This is a genomic window from Nakamurella deserti (assembly GCF_003260015.1).
GTDB classification, from domain to species: Bacteria; Actinomycetota; Actinomycetes; order Mycobacteriales; family Nakamurellaceae; genus Nakamurella; species Nakamurella deserti.
Map to the genome: position 1 here is coordinate 127903 of NZ_QCXS01000004.1, position 23297 is coordinate 151199.

The 23297-nt window shown below is 72.9% G+C and carries 27 protein-coding genes; 14 read left to right on the top strand and 13 right to left on the bottom strand.

What is annotated here, in order from left to right; translation table 11 throughout:
- Window positions 1-23: 23 nt before the first annotated feature.
- Together DB033_RS19035 and DB033_RS19040 are read left to right on the top strand one after the other, a co-directional pair.
- Window positions 24-542 carry a DUF2243 domain-containing protein gene (locus DB033_RS19035; protein ID WP_111768543.1) on the top strand — a complete coding sequence of 173 codons (519 nt, stop codon included), beginning with the start codon at window positions 24-26 and terminating at the stop codon, window positions 540-542.
- Window positions 539-1324 (top strand): cytochrome c oxidase assembly protein, encoded by a 786-nt coding sequence (locus DB033_RS19040; RefSeq protein ID WP_111768544.1) that lies wholly within the window; start codon window positions 539-541, stop codon window positions 1322-1324. Before DB033_RS19035 ends, DB033_RS19040 begins: the two co-directional genes overlap by 4 nt.
- A gap of 19 nt (window positions 1325-1343) precedes the next feature.
- Here the strand turns inward: DB033_RS19040 and rocD are convergent, their stop codons facing one another.
- Together rocD and ddaH are read right to left on the bottom strand one after the other, a co-directional pair.
- Window positions 1344-2594, bottom strand: a complete 1251-nt coding sequence (gene rocD, locus DB033_RS19045; RefSeq protein WP_111768798.1) for an ornithine--oxo-acid transaminase — start codon at window positions 2592-2594, stop codon at window positions 1344-1346.
- An 8-nt stretch (window positions 2595-2602) separates the two neighbouring features.
- Window positions 2603-3466, bottom strand: a complete 864-nt coding sequence (gene ddaH, locus DB033_RS19050) for a dimethylargininase (RefSeq protein WP_205844075.1) — start codon at window positions 3464-3466, stop codon at window positions 2603-2605.
- Between the two features lie 129 nt (window positions 3467-3595).
- Here ddaH and DB033_RS19055 point away from each other — a divergent pair, with 129 nt between their 5' ends.
- The gene (locus tag DB033_RS19055; RefSeq protein WP_111768546.1) at window positions 3596-4054 is read left to right on the top strand and encodes an Lrp/AsnC family transcriptional regulator; all 459 of its coding nucleotides are present in this window, start codon (window positions 3596-3598) and stop codon (window positions 4052-4054) included.
- A gap of 530 nt (window positions 4055-4584) precedes the next feature.
- A complete protein-coding gene (locus DB033_RS19060; RefSeq protein ID WP_111768547.1) occupies window positions 4585-5613 on the top strand; it encodes an NADPH:quinone reductase in 1029 nt (342 codons plus the stop codon).
- A gap of 381 nt (window positions 5614-5994) precedes the next feature.
- Here DB033_RS19060 and DB033_RS19065 read toward each other — a convergent pair whose 3' ends face one another.
- A complete protein-coding gene (locus tag DB033_RS19065; protein ID WP_157970805.1) occupies window positions 5995-6747 on the bottom strand; it encodes a hypothetical protein in 753 nt (250 codons plus the stop codon).
- A gap of 310 nt (window positions 6748-7057) precedes the next feature.
- Here DB033_RS19065 and DB033_RS19070 point away from each other — a divergent pair, with 310 nt between their 5' ends.
- The 4 genes from DB033_RS19070 to DB033_RS19085 are packed head-to-tail and all read left to right on the top strand — an operon-like array spanning window position 7058 to window position 9822.
- Window positions 7058-8221: an AI-2E family transporter gene (locus DB033_RS19070; RefSeq protein WP_111768549.1), complete on the top strand. Its 1164-nt coding sequence runs from the start codon at window positions 7058-7060 to the stop codon at window positions 8219-8221.
- Window positions 8222-8266: 45 nt separating this feature from the next.
- Entirely contained in the window at window positions 8267-9124 is an 858-nt protein-coding gene (locus DB033_RS19075; protein ID WP_420814096.1) for a cation efflux transmembrane domain-containing protein, read from the top strand.
- A 21-nt stretch (window positions 9125-9145) separates the two neighbouring features.
- Window positions 9146-9439: an ArsR/SmtB family transcription factor gene (locus DB033_RS19080; RefSeq protein ID WP_111768550.1), complete on the top strand. Its 294-nt coding sequence runs from the start codon at window positions 9146-9148 to the stop codon at window positions 9437-9439.
- The gene (locus tag DB033_RS19085) at window positions 9436-9822 is read left to right on the top strand and encodes a VOC family protein (protein WP_111768551.1); all 387 of its coding nucleotides are present in this window, start codon (window positions 9436-9438) and stop codon (window positions 9820-9822) included. Before DB033_RS19080 ends, DB033_RS19085 begins: the two co-directional genes overlap by 4 nt.
- Window positions 9823-9825: 3 nt before the next feature.
- Here the strand turns inward: DB033_RS19085 and DB033_RS19090 are convergent, their stop codons facing one another.
- The 5 genes from DB033_RS19090 to DB033_RS21195 all read right to left on the bottom strand — a co-directional run bounded on the left by DB033_RS19090 (window position 9826) and on the right by DB033_RS21195 (window position 14097).
- Window positions 9826-10401: a hypothetical protein gene (locus tag DB033_RS19090; protein WP_111768552.1), complete on the bottom strand. Its 576-nt coding sequence runs from the start codon at window positions 10399-10401 to the stop codon at window positions 9826-9828.
- Between the two features lie 2 nt (window positions 10402-10403).
- A complete protein-coding gene (locus DB033_RS19095) occupies window positions 10404-11555 on the bottom strand; it encodes a zinc-dependent alcohol dehydrogenase (protein ID WP_111768553.1) in 1152 nt (383 codons plus the stop codon).
- 95 nt (window positions 11556-11650) lie between these two features.
- Window positions 11651-12736: a cation diffusion facilitator family transporter gene (locus DB033_RS19100; protein WP_111768554.1), complete on the bottom strand. Its 1086-nt coding sequence runs from the start codon at window positions 12734-12736 to the stop codon at window positions 11651-11653.
- Entirely contained in the window at window positions 12733-13080 is a 348-nt protein-coding gene (locus DB033_RS19105) for an ArsR/SmtB family transcription factor (protein ID WP_111768555.1), read from the bottom strand. Before DB033_RS19105 ends, DB033_RS19100 begins: the two co-directional genes overlap by 4 nt.
- A 120-nt stretch (window positions 13081-13200) precedes the next feature.
- Entirely contained in the window at window positions 13201-14097 is an 897-nt protein-coding gene (locus DB033_RS21195; protein WP_205844041.1) for a Rid family hydrolase, read from the bottom strand.
- Window positions 14098-14161: 64 nt separating this feature from the next.
- On the opposite strand from DB033_RS21195, the gene DB033_RS19115 reads away from it, so the two are divergent.
- The 5 genes from DB033_RS19115 to DB033_RS19135 all read left to right on the top strand — a co-directional run bounded on the left by DB033_RS19115 (window position 14162) and on the right by DB033_RS19135 (window position 17635).
- Window positions 14162-15025: an alpha/beta fold hydrolase gene (locus DB033_RS19115; RefSeq protein WP_111768557.1), complete on the top strand. Its 864-nt coding sequence runs from the start codon at window positions 14162-14164 to the stop codon at window positions 15023-15025.
- A gap of 26 nt (window positions 15026-15051) precedes the next feature.
- On the top strand, window positions 15052-15471 hold the full coding sequence (locus tag DB033_RS19120) for a VOC family protein (RefSeq protein WP_111768558.1): 420 nt from the start codon (window positions 15052-15054) through the stop codon (window positions 15469-15471).
- Between the two features lie 156 nt (window positions 15472-15627).
- Entirely contained in the window at window positions 15628-15813 is a 186-nt protein-coding gene (locus DB033_RS19125) for a hypothetical protein (RefSeq protein ID WP_111768559.1), read from the top strand.
- 147 nt (window positions 15814-15960) lie between these two features.
- Window positions 15961-17019, top strand: a complete 1059-nt coding sequence (locus DB033_RS19130; protein ID WP_205844042.1) for a LacI family DNA-binding transcriptional regulator — start codon at window positions 15961-15963, stop codon at window positions 17017-17019.
- 25 nt (window positions 17020-17044) lie between these two features.
- On the top strand, window positions 17045-17635 hold the full coding sequence (locus DB033_RS19135; RefSeq protein WP_111768561.1) for a GNAT family N-acetyltransferase: 591 nt from the start codon (window positions 17045-17047) through the stop codon (window positions 17633-17635).
- A 55-nt stretch (window positions 17636-17690) separates the two neighbouring features.
- Here the strand turns inward: DB033_RS19135 and DB033_RS19140 are convergent, their stop codons facing one another.
- The 5 genes from DB033_RS19140 to DB033_RS19160 form a co-directional block, all read right to left on the bottom strand.
- Window positions 17691-19292 carry a carbohydrate-binding domain-containing protein gene (locus DB033_RS19140; protein WP_111768562.1) on the bottom strand — a complete coding sequence of 534 codons (1602 nt, stop codon included), beginning with the start codon at window positions 19290-19292 and terminating at the stop codon, window positions 17691-17693.
- Between the two features lie 14 nt (window positions 19293-19306).
- The gene (locus DB033_RS19145) at window positions 19307-20419 is read right to left on the bottom strand and encodes a bifunctional glycosyltransferase family 2/GtrA family protein (protein ID WP_111768563.1); all 1113 of its coding nucleotides are present in this window, start codon (window positions 20417-20419) and stop codon (window positions 19307-19309) included.
- Window positions 20416-21432: a phosphodiester glycosidase family protein gene (locus tag DB033_RS19150; RefSeq protein WP_111768564.1), complete on the bottom strand. Its 1017-nt coding sequence runs from the start codon at window positions 21430-21432 to the stop codon at window positions 20416-20418. Before DB033_RS19150 ends, DB033_RS19145 begins: the two co-directional genes overlap by 4 nt.
- 258 nt (window positions 21433-21690) lie before the next feature.
- Window positions 21691-21906, bottom strand: a complete 216-nt coding sequence (locus DB033_RS21200; protein ID WP_205844043.1) for a hypothetical protein — start codon at window positions 21904-21906, stop codon at window positions 21691-21693.
- Between the two features lie 30 nt (window positions 21907-21936).
- Complete coding sequence (locus tag DB033_RS19160; protein WP_111768565.1) at window positions 21937-22167, bottom strand: hypothetical protein; 231 nt, start codon at window positions 22165-22167, stop codon at window positions 21937-21939.
- A gap of 142 nt (window positions 22168-22309) precedes the next feature.
- On the opposite strand from DB033_RS19160, the gene DB033_RS19165 reads away from it, so the two are divergent.
- Window positions 22310-23200, top strand: coding sequence for a helix-turn-helix domain-containing protein (locus DB033_RS19165; protein WP_111768566.1), 891 nt, complete (start codon window positions 22310-22312; stop codon window positions 23198-23200).
- Window positions 23201-23297: the final 97 nt, after the last annotated feature.

Genomic DNA, 23297 nt, shown 5'->3' on the forward strand with positions numbered 1-23297 from the left:
GGTCGCCTCGACAGGAGGCGCCGATGGCCGCGCGCACGACCGACACGAGAAGCATCAGGGCTCCCGGGATCGTCCTCGGGGTGGGGCTGGGCGGCTTCGTCGACGGCATCCTGCTGCACCAGCTGCTGCAGTGGCACCACCTGCTCAGCAGCACCGACACCGACCGGGTCGGCGTGCCGACGTATCCCGTCGACACCGTCGAGGGACTGCAGATGAACACGCTCTGGGACGGGCTGTTCCACACCGTCACCTGGCTCGCGGTGCTGACCGGGCTGGGACTGCTGTACGGGAGGGTGACCCGGTCCCGCGGGCGGCTGTGGACCTCGCGGGCGCTGTGGGGCTGGATCCTGGTCGGCTGGGGCGCGTTCAACCTCGTCGAGGGCGTCGTCGACCACCACATCCTCGGGATCCACCACGTCCGCGGCGGGCCGCACCAGCTGTGGTGGGACCTCGGCTTCCTGGCGCTGGGCGTGGTGCTGATCGCGCTCGGGTGGCTGCTCCAGCGCAACGCCCGGGTGGTGGACACCACCCGGTCCCCGTGAACCACGGTGACGCCGGGGCGGGTTACGGCGGTTCCGGTGTCGCGACCATCCTGCTGCTGACGGCGGCGCTGCTGGCCTACGTGCTGCCGGCGGTGGACCGTCGCGCCGAGCCGCGCGGCTGGAGCGGTTGGCGCACCGCCAGTTTCGCCCTCGGGGTGGTGCTGGTCGGCGTCGCCCTGCAACCCGGGCTGCTGCCGACCGACGACTTCCGCGGGCACATGGCCCAGCACCTGGTGATCGGCATGGTCGCGCCGCTGCTGCTCGTGCTCGGCGCGCCCGTGACGTTGCTGCTGCGGTCGGTGACACCACGGGTGGGGCGGTTCGTCGGTGAGCTGTTGCGGTCCCGCCCGGCACACCTGATCGCGTCACCGGTCACCGCCCTGGTGCTCAACCTCGGCGGGTTGGCCGCGATCTACGGCACCCCGCTGTACGCGGAGATGCTGCGCAACGGCGCCGTGCACACCCTGGTCACGGTGCACGTCTTCCTGGCCGGCTACCTGTTCGCCTGGGTCGTCGCCGGTCCCGACCCGGCGCCGCGGCGGCCGTCGGTTCCGGTGCGTCTGGTGGTACTGGGGATCGCCGTGGCCGGCCACGCGGTGCTGTCGCAACTGCTCTACGCGGGCGTCCTGGACGTGCCGGTGCCGGCCGACCAGCGCCGGGGAGCCGCGGAGCTGATGTACTACGGCGGCGACATCGCCGAACTGCTCGTCGCGGTCGCGCTCGTGAGTCGCTGGCGGCCCCGGCGGCGGGCGCGGACGGGTACAGCCGGGGCGGGCGGCTGAGCCACCCGCCCCGACCGCGTCAGGAGGCCAGTACCTCGGCCAGTTGCGCCACGGCCCAGTCGATCTCGTCGGCCGTGACGACCAGCGGCGGCGCGAAGCGCAGGGTGTCGCCGTGGGTGTCCTTGACCAGCAGGCCGCGGGCGGCGAGCCGCTTGCTCACGGCCTTGCCGCCACCGGCCGCCGGGTCGATGTCGACCCCCGCCCACAGCCCCAGGCCGCGGACGGCGGTGACGCCGGAGCCGATCAGCCCCCGCAGACCCGCCTGCAGCTGCGCGCCGCGCTCGCGGGCCATCGCCTGGTACTCGCCGCGGGCCAGCATCCGGACGACGGCGGTGCCGACGGCGGCGGCCAGCGGGTTGCCGCCGAACGTCGATCCGTGCTCGCCCGGGTGCAGCACGCCGAGCACGTCGCGGTCGGCCACGACGGCCGACACCGGGACGATGCCGCCGCCGAGCGCCTTGCCGAGGGTGTAGATGTCGGGCACGACGCCCCAGTGCTGGGAGGCGAAGGTGTACCCGGTACGGCCGAGCCCGGACTGGATCTCGTCGCAGACGAGCAGCACGTTCTCCCGGGTGCACAGGTCGCGCACGGCGGGCAGGTAGTCCGCCGGCGGGACCAGCACGCCGGCCTCTCCCTGGATCGGCTCGAGCAGCACGGCGACGGTGTGCTCGTCGATCGCGTCGGCGATCGCCCGGGCGTCGCCGTAGGGCACCGTCCGGAAGCCGGGGGTGAACGGACCGAACCCGCCCCGGGCCTGCGGGTCGTCACTGAAGCTGACGATGGTGATGGTGCGGCCGTGGAAATTGCCGCTGGCGACGATGATGTTCGCGCGATCGGCGGCGACGCCCTTGACGTCGGCGCCCCACTTGCGGGCCACCTTGAGCGCACTCTCGACGGCCTCGGCGCCGGTGTTCATCGGCAGCACCATGTCCTTGCCGGCCAGCGCGGCCAGTTCGGTGGTGAAGGTGCCGAGCTTGTCGGAGTGGAAGGCGCGGCTGGTGAGCGTGAGAGTGTCCAGCTGTGCGTGCGCGACGGCCGTCAACTCCGGGTTGCGGTGACCGAAGTTGACCGCCGAGTACGCGGCCAGGCAGTCCAGGTAGCGCCGTCCCTCGACGTCGGTGATCCAGGCGCCCTCGGCGGACGCGGCCACGACCGGCAGCGGCGCGTAGTTGTGGGCGGCGTGCTCGTCCACCCGCGCGATCTCGCGCTCGGTGGCCGCCCGCTCGGCGGCGTAGCCCAGGGCGGGGTCGAGGGTCGCGGTCGGCTCCATGGTCGAGGTCACGCCCGGATCTCCAACGTGCAGCACTTGACGCTCCCGCCACCCTTGAACAGCTCGGACAGATCCACGCCGATGGGCGCGAAGCCGCGTTCGGTCAACTGGGCGATCATGTCAGTCGCGCGCTCGCTGAGGATCACGTGGTATCCGTCGGACACGGCGTTGAGGCCGAGCACCACCGCGTCGGCCTCGGTCGCGATGAGTGCGTCCGGGTAGAGCCGCTGCAGCGTGGCCAGCGCCGCCGGGCTGAACGCCGGCGGGTAGTAGGCGATGGTCTCGTCGGCGAGCACCGACAGTGCGGTGTCGAGGTGGTAGAACCGCGGATCGACCAGCTCCAGGGTGACGACCTCCATGCCGCTGAGCTCGGCGAGCTCCCGGTGCGAGGCGACGTCGGTGCGGAACCCGGTGCCGGCGAGGATGCGGGACCCGACGACGAGGTAGTCGCCCTCCCCCTCGTTGGTGAAGTGCGCGTCGCGGACGGGGCCGAGATCCTGGGACTCGAGGAACGCGGCGTAGGCGTCGGCCTCACCGGCGCGTTCCGGGTAGGCGAACTTCGCCCTGTACGAGAACCCGGGGAGGCTGACGGCACCGTTGGCGGCGTAGACCATGTCGGGCAGGCCGGCCACCGGCGGCACCAGGTCGACGGTGTGGCCGAGCTCCAGGTAGAGGTCGCGCAGCACCTCCCACTGGGCGACGGCGCGTGCGGTGTCGACCGGCACGCTGATGTCCATCCACGGGTTGATGGCGTAGGTGACGACGAAGTGGTCGGGGCGCGTCATCGCGTAGCGGCGCGCGGTGGGGCGGCGGGATCCGGTGGCTGCGGACCCGGTCGACGCGGTCTCGGTGGTCGGGAAGGGCGCGGTCATCGTCATCCCTCCAGGCTAGGAGCGGTGATCGGCGCAAACAATCGCCGTCCGTTGCGTTGTTGATCTACGTTCGTTGCGTGACAACGGTTCGGACGGCGATCCGTTGCGCACGACGACGGGGAGAGCGGGATGGGCGAGCTGGACCAGATCGACCGGCAGATCATCGCCTTCCTGGTGCGTGACGCCCGGGCGACGTTCGCCGAGATCGGCACGGAGGTGAGCCTGTCGGCCCCGGCGGTGAAACGGCGGGTGGACCGGCTCGTCGAGACCGGGATCATCCGGGGCTTCACCGCGGTGGTCGACGCGGCGGCCGCCGGCTGGAGCACCGAGGCGATCGTGGAGGTGTACTGCTCGGGAACCGTGGCGCCGCAGGCGCTGCAGCGCGCCTGGGAGGGCGTGCCCGAGGTGGTCGGCGCGTGGACGGTGACCGGGGCTCCCGACGCGGTGCTGCGGGTGGTGACCCGGGACGTGCGGCACCTCGAGCAGGCGCTGGAGCGGATCCGGTCGGCCGAGCACATCGACCACAGCGAAACGGTGATCGTGCTGTCGACGCTCATCGACCGGCACAGTCCGGCGACGACCGACTGATCCCGCGCGGATCCGGCGTGGACGGCGCGCGCTGTCCGTGGGGGCGGCTCGCTGCGGCGGCGACGATCACGGGTCCCGGACCGGGTGCGGGCGGCGATCTGCGGCGCGGACGACGGGCTCGGCCAGGGCCCACCGGCTGGGCAGCGACGGCGTTGTCGGACACCGACCGGCCGCGCGTCGTCGGCGTCGCGGACGCCGACCTCGACGCCGTCGCACGGGGTCGGCGCGAGTGGGCCACCGGTTCCCGACGGCCGGCCGGGCCAGCCGCACCGCGATCTCCCGGTCCATCTCCGGGCGGCCCTGCCGACACCGGGAGCACGCGGTCGCGCGTGGAGCAGGTCGGTCGGCACCGGAGCCGCCGGGTGTCCGGACCGCTGCGGTCCGGCGTCGTGCGGTCGGCGGGTCGGCAGGGGCGCCGACGGCCGGGGTCGGGAGTCCCCGCCGCATGAAGCATCGCGGGGTCCGGTGGCGGAGCCGTGCCCCCTGACCACCGCGGAAGCATCAGGCCCCCCGGTGACGTTGCACCCCACATGAGAGCAATCGTCTACCGCACCACCGGTGATCCGTCCGTCCTCGAAGCCGTCGACCGCGAGGTCCCGACGCCCGGTCCGGGCGAGGTCCGCGTCAGGGTCGTCGTCTCGGCCGTCAACCCGACCGACTGGAAGTCCCGGGCCGGCACCGGCGCCGGCGGCGGCCTGCCGTTCGCCGAGGTCGTGCCGAACCAGGACGGCGCCGGGATCGTCGACGCCCTCGGCGACGGGGTCACGGGCCTGGCCGTCGGCGACCGGGTGTGGACCTATCTCTCGGCCCACCAGCGCCCGACCGGCACCGCGCAGGAGTTCACGGTGCTGCCCGCGGAGCGGGTCGTGAAGCTCCCCGACAACGCCACCTTCGACCAGGGCGCCAGCATGGGCGTCCCCGCGATGACCGCCCACCGCGCTCTCACCGTCTCCGAGTTCGGCCCCAGCCGTCTGCACCCGGGCGCACTGACCGGTAAGACCGTGCTCGTCGCGGGCGGCGCCGGCGCCGTCGGTCATGCCGCCGTCCAGCTCGCCCGCTGGGCCGGCGCCACCGTCATCACCACCGTCTCCTCCGATGCCAAGGCCGCCCTCGCGACCGCGGCCGGCGCGCACCACGCGGTCAACTACCGCGAGCCCGGCGCCGCCGGGACGATCCGCGGCATCGCGCCCGAGGGCGTCGATCTGATCGTCGAGGTGTCCGCGGCGGCCAACGCCGCCCTGAACCTCGAGGTCGCCGCCAACCATGCGTCGATCGCCGTCTACGCCGACAACGGCGGTGACGAGGTCGGGCTGGCCATCGTCCCGCACTTCGTGAAGAACATCCGCTATCAGTTCCTGCTGCTGTACACCGTCGGACAGGCCGCCCTCGACAACGCCGCCCAGGACATCACCGTCGCGCTGGTCGACGGCGCCCTCCCGGTCGGCGAGGACGCCGGGCTGCCGCTGACCCGGTTCCCGCTGGAGCGCACCGCCGACGCCCACGCGGCCGTCGAGAACGACACCGTCGGCAAGGTCCTCATCGACGTCAGCGCCGCCTGAGCCGCATCCCGCGGTCGGACCGGTGCGCGCCCCGGACCTCGCGGTCCGCAGGGGCGCGTCCGGTGCGTCGCATCGGCGCGACACCGACGCCGTCGCGGTGTTCACGGGTCGGTGTCACGTCGGACCGCGGGCGAGACGGCGTCGGACCTCCGGCACAACCCCGGTCGGCAGCTCGAAGGGCCGGGGTTCCGGCCTGTGCGGCGCGACCCGTGCCGTGCCGCACCCAGCGTCGTCGACGGTCCGCCGCGGGCGACTCCGTGACCAGGGCGCGACCGGTGCGGCAGGAACGGGGTGCAACTCCCGGACCGTGCCGTACCCGAGCTGCACTGCGCTCCTTCCGGCGCGCATCGCCACCCGCCGCACTCCCCGGGTGAGTGCCGCTCAGTAACGCTCGAGCAGACGCTGCAGCCCCGTGACGGCCCCGTCACGGGTGGCGGTGGGCCCGCCGAGCTGCACGGCGAAGGTGCCGTCGGGGTTCTGCGCCTGCGCGGTCCAGGTGTCGCCGGTGCCCAGGACGAAGGCGGCGTCGGCGATCCCGTCCAGCACCTCGGCATCGCCCGGCGGCGCGTACCGTGCCGGGTCGCCGAGCATCTGCAGCTGCAGGAAGCTGCTGTCCGACGTCGCGCCCGACCACAGGCAACCGGTACCGGACGCCGCGTCCACCGCTGCCCGTACCGGCGCCCCCAGCAGTACATCGACCTCGTCGACCGACAGCACCTCGCACAACGGGTTGGTGGCGACGCCCTGCGCCTCCACCTCCGCCGGGTCGGGGAACACCGACGGCGCCGCCGTCACGGTCGCGGCGACCGGCGGGGAGGACAGCGCGGTCGACTCCGCGAGCGTTCCGATCGGCGCCCCGCCGCCGGTGCCCACGGCGTCGGCCGGGGCCACCGCCGAGGTCGGCACGTCACTCGACACGGCTGACGGCGGCGGCGCGGGCGATTCGACCGAGGTCGGCGGCGGCACCGTCGCGGTCCCGGCCGCAGAACCCATGGCCGACGCGGGCGTCGGAGGCGCCGACGCGGTGGACACGGTGGACACGGAAGCGGGCGGCGCCTCGTCCGGCGTGCCGCAGGCCGCCGCCAGGGCCAGGACCACGGCGACGCCCACAGCACGGAGCAGAGCGATCCTCATGCCGGTCGAGCTTTCCACGACCCGGCCCCGCTGCACACCCTTCGTGACCTACTTGGTACTCACAGTCGTCGATCGTCACGAAGCTCGGGCGGTGCCGTCCGGCTGTGGTGGGGTGGGACGACGGTCCGGGCCGGACCATCCGGGGTGTCGAACCCGGACGGGTGGCCGGCGGCCGCGCAGACCCGGCCGGCGACAGCCGTCGCTGACCGGCGGGGACGGGGCAGTCCACTACCGGGTGACAACCCCGCACCGACGGCGGACACCGTTCGCCCACCGCACCGAGACGACAGCAGTGAACAGAGGAGAGTCCATGGACGAGCAGCGCACCCGCGACGACGGGAAGGACGCCGCCCCCGTTCCCGACCTCCAGAAAGCCCCCGCCGGTCGCGGCGGCGTGGCGGCCCGCCGTCAGCTGGAGAAGGGCGTCGTCGCGCTGTTCCGCTGGACCCTGAGGGTGCTGGTCATCGCCGCCGGACTCTGGTTGCTCGGCTGGCTGGTCGGCCAACTGTGGAGCATCGTGCTGCCGGTCCTGCTGGCCCTGCTGCTCTCCACCGTGCTGTGGCCGCCCGTCCGCTTCATGCGCCGCAAGCTGCCGGCGGCGCTGTCCGCGCTGGCCGCGGTGCTCGGACTGATCGTGGTGATCGGCGGACTGATCGCGCTGTTCGTCCCGGTGATCTCCAACGAGGGCCAGAACCTGGCCTCGCAGTTCTCCAGCGGCCTCGAGTCGCTGCAGAACTGGCTCTCCGGGCCGCCGCTGAACCTGGGCGACAACGCCGTCGGCACCCTGCTCGACCAGGCGGTGAGTTACCTGCAGGAGAACGCCCAGGACCTCGCCGGCACCGCACTGACGACGATCGGCACCATCGGATCCGCGGTCGTGACCATCGTGTTCGCGCTGCTCTTCACCTTCTTCATGCTCAAGGACGGCCCCCGTTTCCTGCCGTGGCTGCGCGGCTGGATCGGCCGCGGCGCGGGCCGGCACGTCGGCGAGGTGTCCGGCCGGGTCTGGACGGCCCTCGGCCACTACGTCTGGTCGCAGGCCGCGGTCGCGGCCATCGATGGCGTGCTGATCGGCCTCGGGGTCTGGATCGTCGGCGTCCCGCTGGCGCTGCCGATCGCCGTGCTGACGTTCTTCGGCGGCTTCATCCCGATCGTCGGCGCCTTCGCCGCCGGAGCGGTGGCCGTGCTCGTCGCGCTGGTGACCAAGGGTGTGGTGCCCGCCCTCATCGTGCTGGCGATCATCGTCGTGGTGCAGCAGCTCGAAGGGAACGTCCTGCAACCCATCCTGGTGAGCAAGAGCCTCAAGATCCACGCCGCCGTGGTGCTCGGCGGAGTGGCGCTCGGCAGCACCCTCTTCGGGGTCGTCGGCGCGTTCCTCGCGGTGCCCGCCATCGCGATCGTCATGGTCGTCGCCAACTACCTCCGCGAACAGGTCGTGGGCCGTCCCGCCGGCGAGGCGGCCGACGCCGACTGACCACCTCGTCCGGCCGTCGCGCTGCCTACATCCAGCACTGAATTCATCGTCGGGTGTACCGTTTGCACGGTGACGACCATCCCGCCCGACCGCCGCGCCGTCCTCGTCCGCCGCGTGCGCTGGTTCGTCGCCGCCACCATCGCCTACAACGTCGTCGAGGCCGCGGTGGCCGTCACCGCCGGCACCGTCGCGTCGTCGGCGGCCCTGATCGGCTTCGGACTCGACTCCGTGATCGAGGTCGCGTCGGCCGCCGCGGTGGCCTGGCAGTTCGCCGGTCGTGATCCCGGGGCGAGGGAGAAGGTGGCGCTGCGCGTCATCGCGATGTCCTTCTTCGCCCTCGCCGCCTACGTCACCCAGGACGCCCTGCGGGCTCTGGCCGGGGCCGGGGCGGCGCGGCACTCCACCGTCGGACTGGTACTGGCCGGCGTCAGCCTCCTCGTCATGCCGTTCCTGTCCTACGGGCAGCGCCGGGCCGGCCGCGAACTCGGCTCCCGGTCGGCGGTGGCGGATTCGCGGCAGACGCTGCTGTGCACCTACCTGTCGGCCGTGCTGCTCGTCGGGCTGGCGGTGAACTCGTTGTTCGGCTGGTCGTGGGCCGACCCGGTGGCGGCCCTGGTCATCGCCGTCGTGGCGGTCCGGGAGGGCCGCGACGCCTGGCGCGGCGACGCCTGCTGCGCACCGAACGCGGCTCTGCACGCCGCCGACGACCCGCACGACGGGTGCGGCCCGGGCGACGAGCCGGCACCGCCGTGCACCTGCTGCGCGATCGCCGCCCCCCGCCGGGCGGCGCTGCCGCTGACCGGGACCCGACGGACCCGACCCGACGGACGGCACGCCCGCTCCGCTCAGGGCGGCTCCGCGAAAGCCCGATCGGCGCCCCCGGCTCCCTTGACAGGCAAGTGAGCGCTTGCCTATGGTCGGTGCGTGGACGACGATCCGGCCCTGTACCGGGCGCTGTCGGACGCCACCCGGCGGCTCATCCTGGACGAACTCGCCGGGCGTGACCGCCAGACGTTGTTCGAGCTGTGCGCCCGGCTCGCCGGCCGGCACGGCATCACCTCGACCCGACAGGCGATCTCGCAGCATCTCGACGTCCTCGCCGACGCCGGCCTGATCCGCACCGAGCGGTCGGGGCGGTACCGGTTCCTGTCCCTGGACACCACACCCCTGCGCCGGATCAGCGCCCGCTGGCCGGCACCCGAGGAAGGACCGCCGTGAGGATCACCCTGATGAGCCTGTTCGTCGCCGACCAGGCCGCCGCGCTCGAGTTCTACACGCGGACGCTCGGATTCGTGAAGAAGACCGACGTCCCGATGGGCGAGTTCAGCTGGCTGACGGTGGTGTCGCCGGAGGACCCGGACGGCACCGAGCTGGTGCTCGAACCCGATCAGCACCCGGCGGCCCGCGCCTTCCAGACCGCACTGGTCGCCGACGGCATCCCGTTCACGTCGTTCGCCGTCGACAGCGTCGCCACCGAACACGAGCGGCTGTCCGCGCTGGGAGTGGTCTTCACCCAGCCGCCGCTGTCGATGGGACCCGTCACCACCGCCGTCTTCGACGACACCTGCGGCAACCTCATCCAGATCGCGGGCGGGCCCTGACCGTCAGCGTCGCGACGCCCGGACGATCCGCCGGGTCAGCACCGCGACGCCGGCGCCGATCCCGACCCACGGCCCCGCCACCAGGATCGGGTCGATCCACTGGTGCTTGACGTCGGCACGGCGGTGCCCGAAGCGGGACGCCAGGCCGTGCCGTCGGCCCTCGCTGAGCACGCCGGTCTCGGTCACCGGGTTGTCGGGCCGCAGCGAGGCCAGGGACCGCAGATGGCTCCCCCAGGCGTCGACGCGGTCACCGGCGACGAGCAGCAGCCAGTGCGCGGCCCGACCCTCGCTGTACCGGTCGTAGGCGTAGCGCCGGATGGCGCCGGACACCCCGTGCAGCGGTGCGACCGTGCCGAACACCGGGGTCAGCATCGCGTGCTCGATGGACCGCTCGCGACTGCCGTCGTCCGGTTGCCGTTCCGGGAAGTCCCAGTGGGCGCCGGTGGCGCCGGGGTCGAACCGCTCCCGGGGGAACGACGGCCGGTCGGCCGGGTCGAGATCGGCGCCCCATCCGGGGATCTCGGCGCGCAACTGCTCCGAGGACCGCGCGCGGCTGGGCTTGTCGGCGGTGTACGGCATGATCAGGCCGCCTTTCCGGGAACGACGACCGGCTTGATGCAGCCGTCGAGCTTGGCCGAGAACATGTGGTAGCCCTCGGCGATGTGTTCCAGCGGTATCCGGTGCGTGATCAGGTCACTCGGGTCGAAGTGGCCCGCCCGCAGGTGTTCCAGGAGCCGCGGCCACTGCCGTTTCACCGGCGTCTGGTTCATCCGCAGTGTCAGGCCCTTGTTCATCGCATCGCCGAACTTGACCGCGCTGAACAGCGGCCCGTAGGCGCCGATCACCGACACGGTGCCGCCCTTGCGGACGGCGTCGATGGCCCAGTTCAACGCGATCGGTGAGCCGCCCTGCAGCTTGAACTTCGCCGCCGTGACGTGCTGCAGGAAGTTGCCGTCGGCCTCCGCGCCCACCGCGTCGATGACGACGTCGGCGCCGAGATGGTCGGTCTGCCGCTTGAGCTCGACCACGATGTCGTCGACCTCGCCGAAGTGGATGGTCTCGGCGTGGGCGAAGGTGCGCGCCTTCTCCAGCCGGTAGTCCAGGTGGTCGACGACGATGACCCGGCCCGCCCCCATCAGCCAGCACGACCGGGCGGCGTACAGCCCGACCGGGCCCGCACCGAAGACCACGACCGTGTCGCCCTCGACGATGTCGCCGAGCTGGGCGCCGAAGTAGCCGGTGGGCAGCGCGTCGGTGAGCAGCAGGGCGTTCTCCGCGGAGAGCCAGTCCGGGATCTTCGACGGTCCCACGTCGGCGAACGGCACCCGGACGTACTCGGCCTGGCCGCCGTCGTAGCCGCCCGTCGTGTGGGAGTAGCCGTAGATGCCACCCACCGCCGTCGCGTTCGGGTTGACGTTGTGGCAGTTGGAGAACAGACCCCGCGCACAGAAGAAGCAGGAGCCGCAGTAGACGTTGAACGGCACCATGACCCGGTCACCCGGCACCAGGGACCGGACGGAGGAACCGACCTCGTGGACGACGCCGATGAATTCGTGCCCGAAGGTGGTACCGATCCGGGTGTCGGGCATCATGCCGTGGTACAGGTGCAGGTCCGATCCGCAGATGGCGGCCAGCTCGACCCGGACCACGGCGTCGTTCGGGTGCTCGATCCGGGGCTCGGACTTCTCCTCGACACGGATCTTGTAGGGACCTCGGTAGACCATGGCGCGCACGGCGTCTCCTCCGGCGGTCCCGCCGCGGGCGGCCTGCTCTCTGACCTGGACGGCGGTCGGGACACCCGGTGTCTACCCAGAACCGGCCGGAAGGGTCAGCTGTGGTGGCCGGCCTCGTGCGTGAGGTGGCTGGCCGGCTCCAGTTGGAACGTCGAGTGCTCGACGTCGAAGTGGCCCTGCAGGCACTCCTGGAGGTGGTCCAGGATCATCGGCGAGCGGCCGTTGGTGAAGCAGTCGTCGTCGATCACCACGTGCGCCGAGAGCGCCGGCAGGTCCGATGTCACCGTCCAGACGTGCAGGTCGTGCACCCCCACGATCTCGGGCACCCCGAGCATGTGCTCGCGGACCTCGGCCAGCGCGACCGACTTCGGCGCGGCCTCCAGCAGCACCCGGCCGGAGTCACGCAGCAGCCCCCAGGCCGACCGCAGCATCAGCGCCACCACGATCAGCGACGCGATCGCGTCGGCCCGGACGTAGCCCGTGGTGAGGATGACGATGGCCGCGATCAGGGTGCCGATGAAGGCGTACAGATCGGTGAGGATGTGCTGGAACGCGCCCTCCACGTTGAGGCTGCCGCGGTCGGCCCGGCTGAGCACCCAGGTCGCCACCACGTTGACGGCGACCCCGAGCAGCGCGACCGCCAGCACCGGGCCGCCGTCGACGGCCGGCGGGTCGAACAGCCGCTCGACGGATTCGATGCCGACGAGGATGCCGACCACCAGCAGCGTGATGCCGTTCACCGCCGCGGACAGGATCTCGGCACGTTTGAAGCCGAACGTCCAGTCGCCGGTGGCCGGACGGGCCGCGAGCCGGATCGCCCACAACGAACCGGCGATGGCCCCGGCGTCGGACAGCATGTGACCCGCGTCGGCGAGCAGGGCGACGGACCCGGACGCCAGCGCGACGACGACCTCGACGATCAGGAACCCGACGATGAGCGCCAGGGCGACGGCGAGGTGGCGGGTGTCGGCGTTCGCGCTGATCGCATGGCTGTGCCCGCCGTGCCCGCCGCGGCCGCCGTGCCCGCCGTGCCCGTCGCCGTGCCCGTCACCGTGGCCGCCGTGGCCGTGCCCGTCACCGTGGTCGGCGGTGGCGTGCACGTGCACCGGCGCGGCGGGTCCGGGTCCGGGTCCGCAGAGCGCGTCGCGCCGCGCGGCGTCCCGGGGGTCGTGGGCGGTCATGCGGTGGCCGCGCGGTCGAGATCGGGATCGAGGTCGGGCAGGTCGCACGACGCGGGGTCGACCGCGAGCACCACGCTCATCAGATCGGTGAGCGCGTGCGCCAGCCGCGGGTCGGCCAACTCGTACCGCGAACGGCGTCCGTCGGGCACCGACACCACCAGACCGCAGCCGCGCAGGCAGGCCAGATGGTTGGACAGACTCTGGCGGGACACCCCGATCAGGTCGGCCAGACCGGCCGGATAGGCCGGGCTCTCGCGCAGCGCGAGCAGGATCCGCACCCGGGTCGGGTCGGACAGGGCGTGCCCGAAACGGGCGAGCACCGCGGCGTGGGTCAACGTGGTCACCCCGCCGACAGTACATCTGCCGCTGTACTCAGGGCCAGGTGACCGCCGTCATCCCGCCCCGGCACCGCCGCGCGCGGCGTCAGTGCCGGGGCGCATCCACGAACCGGCCGCCCCGCCGACTCAGTGCCGGGGCGCGTCCACGAACCGGCCGATGGTGGTGTCCTTGCGGACCGCGTCGGCGGCGAAGATGCGACCGCTCATGGCGATCCAGACACCCGGCGGCATCGTCTGCAGGGCCGCGACGGCCAACCCCAGGTTGAAGGCGGCGTCGGAGTCGGTCATCCGCGCGGGCACCATCGCCCCGGTCAGAACCACCACCCGGTCCGCGACGTCGGACAGCACGGTGGCGGTGTCGACCATCGTGTCGGTGCCGTGGGTGATCAGCACCCGGTCGGCCGGTGCGGCCAGCACGTGCCGACGGATCAGCGCCCGGTCTTCGTCGGTCAGGTCGAGACTGTCCTTGCCGCAGACCGCCTCGACGCTGAGGTCCAGCCAGGACCGCCCGGTCGCGAGGATCGCCGGCACCATCGGGTCGCCGATCTCCAGTTCGCCGGCGACCGAGTACTCCTTGTCGATGGTGCCGCCGGTGGCGATGACGTGCACCCGCAGGTCACCGGTCACCGCGCGCCGGGTCGGCGATGCGACCGCGGCCACCGCGTCAAGCTCGATCCGCGCTCCGAACGGCAACTGCGCCACCGCGACGCAGGTGCGGGCCGGCCGGGGCTCGCCCAGCGTGGCGACGTAGACCTCGTCCATCGCCGGCCGGTCGGCCATGTCCACCAGGTAGACGGTCACCTTGACCAGGTCGGCGGTCGTCAGGTCCTCGGCGGACAGCGCGGCGGTGAGGTTCGCGAACGCCTGCCGCGCCTCAGCCACCACCCCGCCCGCCACGATGTCGCCGCCCGCGACCCCGAGCTGCCCGGCCACGAACAGCACGTCGCCCGCGCGGCGCACCGTGCTGTAGGGGTGCTGGGCATCGGAGAAGCGGCGCGGCGCGGTCCCGGGAGTCGGTGTCATGCCGACGATCATCCCGCGGAACGCCCGAGGTGCCCGCCCGGCACAGCGGCGGCATGATCGGAGGATGTTCGAGGGTTTCGTCACCGAGCGCGTCGACGTCGGCGAGGCCGAACTGCTCGTCCGCCACGGGGGCGAGGGTCCCCCTTTGGCGCTGCTGCACGGACACCCCCGGACGTCGGCCACCTGGCACCGCGTCGCGCCGCGGCTCGTCGCGGCCGGCTTCACCGTGGTCTGCCCCGACCTGCGCGGCTACGGCCGCTCACGCGGGCCGGATCCCGCTCCGGACCACCGGCCGCACAGCAAGCGCGTCGTCGCGGGCGACATCGCCGCCCTGATGACCCGTCTCGGGCACCCGACGTTCGCGGTGGCCGGCCACGACCGGGGCAGCTACGTCGCCCTGCGGCTGACCCTGGACCATCCGCGGCGGGTGACCCGGCTGGCGATGCTGGACGGCATCCCGATCACCGAGCACCTGTCCCGGATGGGCCCGGAGTTCGCCACCCGCTGGTGGCACTGGTTCTTCTTCGCCCAGCCGGACATCCCGGAGCGGGTCATCACCGCCGATCCGGACGCCTGGTACCGCGCCGATCCGGCGGTGATGGGTGCGGACAACCACGCCGAGTTCCGCGCGGCCACCCGCGACCCGCGGGTGGTGCGGGCGATGCTCGAGGACTACCGGGCGGGGCTCACCGTCGACCGGGCCGACGAGGCGGCCGACCGCGCCGCGGGGGTGGGCGTCGACGTCCCGCTGCTGGTGCTGTGGTCGCTGCGTGACGACCTCGCACAGCTCTACGGTGACCCGCGGGCGGTCTGGGCCGGCTGGGCGGCCGATGTCCGCGGGCACGGCATCGACTCGGGTCACCACATGGCCGAGGAGGCACCGGAGGAGCTCGCAGCGGCGCTCGCCGGGTTCTTCGCCGGGCGGTGACGACGTTCCCGGCCCACGATGAGGGCATGGGACCCGACCGCGCGCAACTCCGGCAGATCGTGCTGGACACCACCGACGCCCGCGGGCTGGCCGAGTTCTACCGGCAGCTGCTGGGCCTGGTCTATCGGCCGGGTGACGAGCTCCCGCCCGACGGGGACGACGTCCGGGGCCGCGACTGGCTGGTGCTGCGTGACCCGGCGGGTGGCGTGTCGGTGGCGTTCCAGCAGGTGGCGGGACTGCCGCGGGCGACGTGGCCGACCGGTGACCGTCCGCAGCAGCTGCACCTCGATCTGACCGTGCGCGGTGTCGCAGCCCTGGACGCCGAACACCGGCGCATCCTCGGGCTCGGCGCGACCCTGCTGTCCGACCGCGCCGACGATCCCGAGGAACCGTTGCGCGTCTACGCCGATCCCGCCGGCCACCCGTTCTGCGTCTTCGTCGCCTGAGGGCCGCCCCGCCCGAGGGACACATCGCCCGAGGACCGCGCGACAGGGGTGGTGAGCAGCGGCACACCGAATTACTTGACCGGTACAGTCGGCCGCCGTTACCGTGGTGGCAGTCCTTCTGTAGCGGTACAGAAGCCCGACCCCCGAGGAGTTCCCGTGCAGTACAGCCCGACCTTCCACGTGATGGCCCTCAGCGCTCAGCAGCGTGAGTTCGACCTCGTCCGGCCCGACGGACCCACCGTCGCCGAGCGCCCCGCCGGCCGCCTGCGGACCGTCCTGGGCCGCGGCCTCCCGTCCCGGGTGCACCTCCCCCGCGCCACCCGCCGGCACGCCACCGCCTGAGACTCCGGTGCGGGCCCCGCGGACGGTGACCGTCCGGGGACGACGGGTCGGTCCCGCCCCCCGGGCGGCGCCGGATCGGCTTCGCGCCGACAGCTGTGACCGCTACCGTCGTCCTCACCGACGAGGGAAGGTGGGCCGGTGGGCCGCGTGACGCTGCAGACCGTGGCCGACAAGGTCGGCGTCAGCCGGATGACGGTGTCCAACGCGTTCTCCCGTCCCGACCAGCTCTCCGCGCCGCTGCGCGACCGGATCCTCGCCGCGGCCGCCGACCTGGGCTACATCGGCCCCGACCCCGCCGCCCGGGCGCTGGCCCGTGGCACCACCAGCACCGTCGGCATCGTGTTGACCTCGCTGGTGCAGAGCGCTTTCGCCGACGAGGTCGCCACGGCGTTCCTCGGCGCCATCGCCAGCGAGCTCGCGCCGTCCGGATTGTCGCTGACCCTGCTCTCCACCGTCGAGACCGCCGGCCGGGTCCCGGCGCGCGACGTGCCGATGGACGGCGCCGTGGTCTTCCACTGCGATCCGCGGTCGCCCGCACTGGACTGGCTGCAGCGCCGCCGGCTGCCGATGGTCTACGTGGACCAGATCCCCGCGCCCGACATCCCGAGCGTCAACGTGGACGACCGCGGCGGCGCCCGCGCCGGCGCCGAGCACCTGCTCGGCCTGGGTCACCGCCGGATCGGCATCGTGAGCGCCGACATCGTGCCGCCGTACGGCGTGGTCAGCGGGGGCGGGGCACCCGACCGGCAGTCCTACGTCGCCTACGAACGCATCGCCGGCTGGCGGGAGGTGCTCACCGCGGCCGGGGTCGAGCCGGTCGTCGTGAACCGCCCGCACCCCACCGAGGGTGACGGCTACGAGGCGCTGGAGGCCCTGCTCGACGCCGACCCGTCCGTCACCGGGGTGCTCTGCTTCGCCGACACCCTCGCCCACGGGGTCATGCTCGCCGCCCAGAACCGCGGACTCGTGCTCCCGCAGGACCTCTCGGTGGTGGGGTTCGACGACAACCCGCTGGCGTCCCGGTTGCGCCCGGCCCTGACGACGGTCCGGCAGGACGTGCACGCGAAGGGCCGGCTGGCGGCCAGTGCGCTCGTCGAGCTCGTCGAGGCGGCCCGCTCCGACGAGCCGCCGGCCGCGGTCGCTGCCCAGATCGTGCTGCCCACCGAACTCGTGGTCCGGGAGAGCACCGCGGCGCCACGGTCGTGACCGGCCCCCGGACTACGGTCGGCGCGTGGACATCCTCGACCCCGTCACCCTGTCCGGCGATCACGTGGTGCTCGAGCCCCTGTCGCACGACCATCTGGACGGCCTGATCACCGCCGTCGAGGACGGCGAGCTGTGGAGACTCAGCTACACCGCGGTGCCGAGTCCGGAGGGGATGGCCACCGAGATCGACCGTCGGCTCGGCGAACACGCGGCCGGCCGGATGCTGCCGTTCACCGCTGTCCGGCGGGACACCGGTGCGGTGATCGGCATGACCACCTTCATGAACGTGGACACCCGGAACCGGCGGGTCGAGATCGGCTCGACGTGGAACGCCGTCTCCGCCCAACGCAGCGGTACCAACACCGAGAGCAAGCTGCTGCTGCTCGAACACGCCTTCGACACCCTGGACTGCATCGCCGTGGAGTTCCGCACGCACTGGCTCAACCTGCAGTCCCGGCGGGCCATCGAGAAGCTCGGCGCCAAACAGGACGGTGTGCTCCGCAGCCATCAGCGGATGGCGGACGGCTCGCTGCGCGACACCGTGGTGTTCTCGATCATCGCCGTCGAGTGGCCGGCCATCCGCACCGAGTTGCGGCGGCGGCTCGCCGCGCACTGACGCGGCGCGTCGGGCACCGCGACCCTGGCGGGACGGCGGATCGCCGACACCGGACTCAGCGGCCGGGGCGTTGCCCGCCACGACCGGGACCGCCGCCCGCGGTGTATTCGCCGGCGACGACGGTGCCGACCGTGGTGGCGCCGTCCAGCGTGCCCGACCCGAGGCCCGCTGACACGTCCGCGGTCGCGCCGGTGGACACCGTGTACGTCTGGCTCGCGACGATGTCCGCCGACGAGAAAACAAGCGACTGGGTGGATTTGGTGGGGACGAAGGTCGCGACGACGGTGCCTGCGCTGTCGGAGAGCGAGACCACGGAGCCGGCGGGCACCGCCGAGCCGAAGCTCACCTGCACCGACGACTGCGGCGACGCGACGGCGGGCGTGACCACCATTCCGGCGCTGCCGGCCGCCGCCAGGGTGCCACCGCTGACGGTGAGCTCACCGTTGACGTCCAGCGCTCCGTTGCCGCTGCCGGCGGGCCCGTTGACCACCACGGTGCCGCCACTGACGACGGCCGAGCCGTTGGAGTCCAGACCGTCGCCCTCGGCGGTGATCGTCACGCTGCCGCCGCTGATCTCGACCAGCTGCGCACCGGCCTGCTCTCCACCGGTGGCGGTGCCGCCGGCCGCGTTGACGCCGTCGTCGGTGGAGGTCACGTCGACCGTCCCACCGGACACGGCGATGGTCATGGCCTCGAGGCCCTCGGTGGACCCCGTGACGGTGACGGTGCCGCCGGTGACGCCGAGCTGATCGACGGCCTTGATCCCGTCGTCGCCGGCCGCGACGGTGAGCGAGCCACCGCTGACCAGCAGCCAGCCCAGGTCGGCGTCCTCGTCGTTGTCCGACGTCACGCCGTCGCCCCCGGCGGTGACGGTGTGACTGCCGTCGAGCAGGGCCAGGTAGTCCTTGCCCCTGATGCCGTCGTCGACCGCATCGACGGTCACGGTGCCGGATGCGAGGACCAGTCCGTCCTTGCTCACGATGCCGTCGGCGTACCGGCCCTGGACGGTCAACGCGCCGCCGCCGGCGATGGTCAGGTCCGCCATCGAGTACAGCGCGGCATCCGGCGCGTCGTCGGCGGTGTCGGCGTAGGACGCGGCGTCGTCGAGGCTGTTGGCGCTGCCGTCGGCCAGGTACAGGATCGCTTCGTCCGCGCTGGTCACCACGAACGCCGATCCGGTGGAGCTGGACACCGACACCCCGTCCAGGATGACGCGCACGACGTCCTCCTCGCCGGCGGCCACCACGATCCGGCCGTCGGTCAGGCTGCCGCTGAGGCGGTAGGTGCCGGCGGCGGAGATGGTGACGGTGTCGGCGTCGACGGTGACCCCCGCGGCGGGGGTGGAGGCGTCGTCGGCCAGGGTCACCGCGACCTCGGAGGCGGTGTCCCAGGTGAGGTCGTCGCCGTCGAAATGGGTGGCCGCGGCGATGTCGGCGGCCACGGTCGTGACGACGGCCGCGGTCGCCGCGGTACCGGCCGACGACGTCCCGGTGGCGGACGACGAAGTGGCCGCGGTCGTCGACGAGGACGCGCTGGTACCGGCGCCGGTGGAGCTGATCTGCGAGCTCTCGGCGGTGGTGGTGGTCGCGGCCGAGCAGGCGCTCAGGGTGAGCACGGCGCCGGTGGCGAGAGAGGCGACGAGGGAGCGGAGACGCATGGTGGAGGTCCTTGTCAGGGGTGGGGTCGGGCGGGGACGGAGGGCCGGGCGGCGGGCGGGCCCGCGTCCGGTGCGGGCGCGGGTGACGGCGAGACGCCGAGCCGGCCGGCGAAGACGTACCGGCTCTGCGCGGTGTAGCCGAGGACGGCGAGGGCGATCTCGGTGGCGACCTTGGCCACCGGGAGGGGTACGGCCAGCGCGGTGAGACCGGCCAGCACGCTGTAGTTCACGGTCAGCAGGACGGCGACCAGGGCGGCGTAGCGCACCGCGGCGGGACCGACCGGCCGGCGCCCCTCCCGGTCGAAGACGACCCGCCGGTTGACCGCGAAGTTGACCGTGGCGCTGAGCAACCGTGCTCCCAGCACCGACAGCAGCAGCGATCCGGTGAGCGCGGTCAGCGCCAGCAGCGCGACGGCGTCGATGGCGAAGGCGGTGAGGGAGGAGCCGGCGAACCGCAGCAGCGGCGCCCAGATGCGCACCGAGTCGACCACCGGCCGGAAGTGCGACGAGCGGTTGTCGTCGAGGTAGACGGTGGCGATGTCGACGCCGGCGATGGACCGCCCGTCGCGGCACGCCTGCAGCAGCAGGTTCAGCTCGTACTCGTAGCGGTCACCCCGGACCGACCGGAGCCAGCCCAGCATCGCGGGCGGGTAGCCACGCAGGCCGGTCTGGGTGTCGTGCAGGCGCCGTCCCGTGGTCAGCCGGAACAGCAGCCGCGTGGCGCCGTTGCCCAGACGGCTGCGCAGCGGGACGACGCCGGTGAACCGGCGTTCCCCGAGCACCATGTCGGCACCGGTGCTCCCGACGGCGTCGGCGACCCGCAGGATGTCGCTGACGCGGTGCTGACCGTCGGCGTCGGCGCAGACGATCGTGCGGCCCGGCAACCGGTGGGCGATCTCGGCGAAGCCGGTCTTGAGCGCCTGACCCTTGCCGCGGTTGTCCGGCAACGTCAGCAGCAGGCAACCGAGGCCGGCTGCGGTGGCGAAGATCTCGCCGGAGCCCGGGCCGCTGCCGTCGTCGACGACGACCACGACCAGGTCGGGGTCGGCGGCGTGCAGACCGCGGATCAGCGTCAGCAGCTCGGGGCCGGGTTCGTAGGCCGGGACCAGCACCACCGCGGCCGTCACGACGGCCCCGCGAGCCAGAGGATGTCGGAGGTGCCGCGTTCGGAGTTCCTGCCGAGCGGGTTGTTGACCAGCCGACCGTCGAAGTACATGGTGGACGACCCGCCACCGTCGATGTTGTACGCGACGGTCGCCCCGAGCTCCTGGAAGAGGGCGGCGAACCCGGTCATCGTCACCCCGGCGCTGTAACCGTCGCTGCGGCCGTCGACGACGACCAGCACGAGGTGGTTGCGGTCGAGGAGCCCGACACCGGTGCGCGGCTGCCGCCCCTGGATGGAGTGGTTGCCGACGTTGGTGTCGACCTCGACGTCGTCGATGCCGTCCACGATGCGGCCGTCGACGAGCAGTGCGGGTCCGAACGACAGGGTGTGCCAGACCCCCTCGGCGACGAGACGGTCGGCGGTGGTGGTGGTCTCGTCGTAGACCGTCATCGACCCGTCACGGTGGAGGGCCAATCCGGCGCGGGCTCCGGCATTTCGGAAGGCGATACCGTTGCGGATGACGATTCCGGTGTCGCGGAAGCCGTAGTAGTCACCGTTGACGGCGAAGATCGCGTTGTTGTCCCTGGCGATGTCGGAGGTGTTCTCGACGATGTTCTCGCCGAAGCTGTCGTCGGCGAAAGCCGATCGCAGTACGGTCATGTCGCTCAGGATGAGATCGGCGACGAAGTAGGTGACCTTCTCCGCGCCCGATCCCGTGGTCACGGTCGAGATGCTGACCGACGCGGCGTCGGAGACGTAGGACGTGGCACCGACGACCGGGGCGCTGCCCGCATCCGTCGTCGGGACCGCCGCGACCGACGATGTCGCCGACGCGCCGGTCGCCGGAGCGGTGTAGGTGGACTGCAGGGCACTGACGTCGGAGACCTCGACGTGGTCGATGACGAAGCGGTCCAGGGCCCAGGCGGTCGCTCCGCCGGCCGAGACGCCGGCGGCGACCGCGCCGCCGAGGAGAGCCCGCCGGAGGAACCGGCGGCGGGAGACGTCGGGAGCTCCCGGCGGGGTGGTGGGTTCCATGCGGTCAGTTCTAGGCAGCCGCGCTGTGCCGATCCTGAGCGACGACCCAGGCCCGCCCCAGAGTCCATCCGCGACCGCGACGTCACCTCGCGGACGGCTGCGGTGCCGACCACGTGCTCAGCGATGTGGACCGCGTCGTCGGCGGTGCCGGTCAGCACCGCTCGGTGCGGTCCCCGTCAGCACCGCTCGGTGCGGTCCCCGTCAGCACCGCTCGGTGCGGTCCCCGTCAGCACCGCTCGGTGCGGTCCCCGTCAGCACTCAGTCACCACCGCCGCCACCACCGCCGTCTCCCCCACCCCCGCCGTCACCCGGGTCCCCCCAGGAGCCGCCGTCCCCACCACCGCCGTCTCCGGCGGACCCACCGGTCCGCCGGCGGGCGAGGCCCGGGGAGCCGGCGCCTGTCGAGCGACCCCACCACAGCCCCAGCCCGACGACCAGGGCCGCCACCACCAGGAACAGCAAGGCACTGTCCATACCGCTCAGCCTGCCGGACCGGGCGGCGGCTCAGCAGCCGCCACCGCCGCCGTCACCACCACCGCCCCCACCACCGCAGTCGCCGCCCCAACCCCCGCCGCCGCCGTCGCCGCCCCAGCCGCCGTAGGTGGCGCCTCCCCACGCGCCGGCGGAACCACCGCCGGCGGTCCAGGAGCGCCGCCGCGACGACGACGAGCGCCTCGATCCGAGGATCACCGCGACCACCACGATCACTGCCGCCACCACCACGAATGCGGTCATCGGACCGCCCTCCCGTCGGACCCGGACGAGCGGCCCGGCGGGCCACCGACGATGCGTTCCGGTCGTACCCGGAGCGTGCGACACCAGGGAGATCCATGAAAGGCTGATTGCAATCTTGCAGGCAACCCGGCAGAGAGTCACCATGACCGATCCCGTCCCACCGTCCGTCCGGGAACGCCGGCTCGCGCGCGAGCTGCGGGAGGCGCGGGTCGGCGCGCAGCTCACCGGTGACCGCGCCGCACGCGAACTGGGCTGGTCGGCGTCGAAGGTCTCGCGCATCGAGACCGGCCGGATCGGCGTCAACGCGGCCGATCTCGACCGCCTGCTGGCGCTGTACGCGGTGCCCGAGCGGCACGCCGAGTTCCTGCGGCGGCTGGCTCCGGCGGCCCGTGCCCGCGGCTGGTGGGACGCCTACGCCGAGTCGCTGTCCCCCGGGTACGCGGGGCTGCTCCGGCTGGAGGCCGGGTCGCGGGCGCTGCGCACCTACTGCGCGGTGGTGCCGCACGCCCTGCTGATGACGCCGCACTACATCCGGAGGGTCATCACCGCGACGTGGCAGGTGCCGCCACCCGCGGAGGTCGAGCGCCGAGTGCGGGTGTGCCTGCGACGGCAGGCCGTCCTGGGTGACGGCCGTACCGGCGCCGACGCCGCGCTGGCGTTCACGGCGGTCCTCGACGAGGCGGTGCTGCGGCGGGCGCTGGGTCCGGCGGACGACCCCATCGCCGAGCCGGCCCGGGTCGAGCAGCTGCGGCACCTGATGACGGTGTCTCGCTGGCCGGCCGTCTCGCTGCGGGTGCTGCCGTTCAGCGCCGGGATCCCACCGGTCAGCGCCGGGTCGTTCTCGCTGCTCGAGTCACGTGCGACCGGCGCGCCCGACGTCGTCTACCTGGAGAACAAGACCCGGATCTCGTTCGTCGACGGCGAGAAGGAGGTCGACCGTTACGTCCGTGACGTCGGGATGCTGCTGTCGATGGCGCTGTCGGAGGACGATTCGGTGGGCTTTCTCGACGAGATCGCCTCCGGTCGACGCTGATCCCGCCCCCCGGTGCGGCCCCGGCTGTCACGTCGACGACGGAAACGGGCAGACACTCACCGACGGCGACCGCATGGACGGGCGGTGTTTCACACCT

Bases quoted from the DNA above. Each gene is read 5' to 3' on its own strand.
- DB033_RS19035 (WP_111768543.1), top strand. From the start codon at position 24: ATGGCCGCGCGCACGACCGACACGAGAAGCATCAGGGCTCCCGGGATC.
- rocD (WP_111768798.1), bottom strand. From the start codon at position 2,594: ATGGAGCCGACCGCGACCCTCGACCCCGCCCTGGGCTACGCCGCCGAG.
- ddaH (WP_205844075.1), bottom strand. From the start codon at position 3,466: ATGACCGCGCCCTTCCCGACCACCGAGACCGCGTCGACCGGGTCCGCA.
- DB033_RS19055 (WP_111768546.1), top strand. From the start codon at position 3,596: ATGGGCGAGCTGGACCAGATCGACCGGCAGATCATCGCCTTCCTGGTG.
- DB033_RS19060 (WP_111768547.1), top strand. From the start codon at position 4,585: ATGAGAGCAATCGTCTACCGCACCACCGGTGATCCGTCCGTCCTCGAA.
- DB033_RS19065 (WP_157970805.1), bottom strand. From the start codon at position 6,747: ATGAGGATCGCTCTGCTCCGTGCTGTGGGCGTCGCCGTGGTCCTGGCC.
- DB033_RS19070 (WP_111768549.1), top strand. From the start codon at position 7,058: ATGGACGAGCAGCGCACCCGCGACGACGGGAAGGACGCCGCCCCCGTT.
- DB033_RS19090 (WP_111768552.1), bottom strand. From the start codon at position 10,401: ATGCCGTACACCGCCGACAAGCCCAGCCGCGCGCGGTCCTCGGAGCAG.
- DB033_RS19100 (WP_111768554.1), bottom strand. From the start codon at position 12,736: ATGACCGCCCACGACCCCCGGGACGCCGCGCGGCGCGACGCGCTCTGC.
- DB033_RS21195 (WP_205844041.1), bottom strand. From the start codon at position 14,097: ATGACACCGACTCCCGGGACCGCGCCGCGCCGCTTCTCCGATGCCCAG.
- DB033_RS19115 (WP_111768557.1), top strand. From the start codon at position 14,162: ATGTTCGAGGGTTTCGTCACCGAGCGCGTCGACGTCGGCGAGGCCGAA.
- DB033_RS19120 (WP_111768558.1), top strand. From the start codon at position 15,052: ATGGGACCCGACCGCGCGCAACTCCGGCAGATCGTGCTGGACACCACC.
- DB033_RS19140 (WP_111768562.1), bottom strand. From the start codon at position 19,292: ATGCGTCTCCGCTCCCTCGTCGCCTCTCTCGCCACCGGCGCCGTGCTC.
- DB033_RS19150 (WP_111768564.1), bottom strand. From the start codon at position 21,432: ATGGAACCCACCACCCCGCCGGGAGCTCCCGACGTCTCCCGCCGCCGG.
- DB033_RS21200 (WP_205844043.1), bottom strand. From the start codon at position 21,906: ATGGACAGTGCCTTGCTGTTCCTGGTGGTGGCGGCCCTGGTCGTCGGG.
- DB033_RS19160 (WP_111768565.1), bottom strand. From the start codon at position 22,167: ATGACCGCATTCGTGGTGGTGGCGGCAGTGATCGTGGTGGTCGCGGTG.
- DB033_RS19165 (WP_111768566.1), top strand. From the start codon at position 22,310: ATGACCGATCCCGTCCCACCGTCCGTCCGGGAACGCCGGCTCGCGCGC.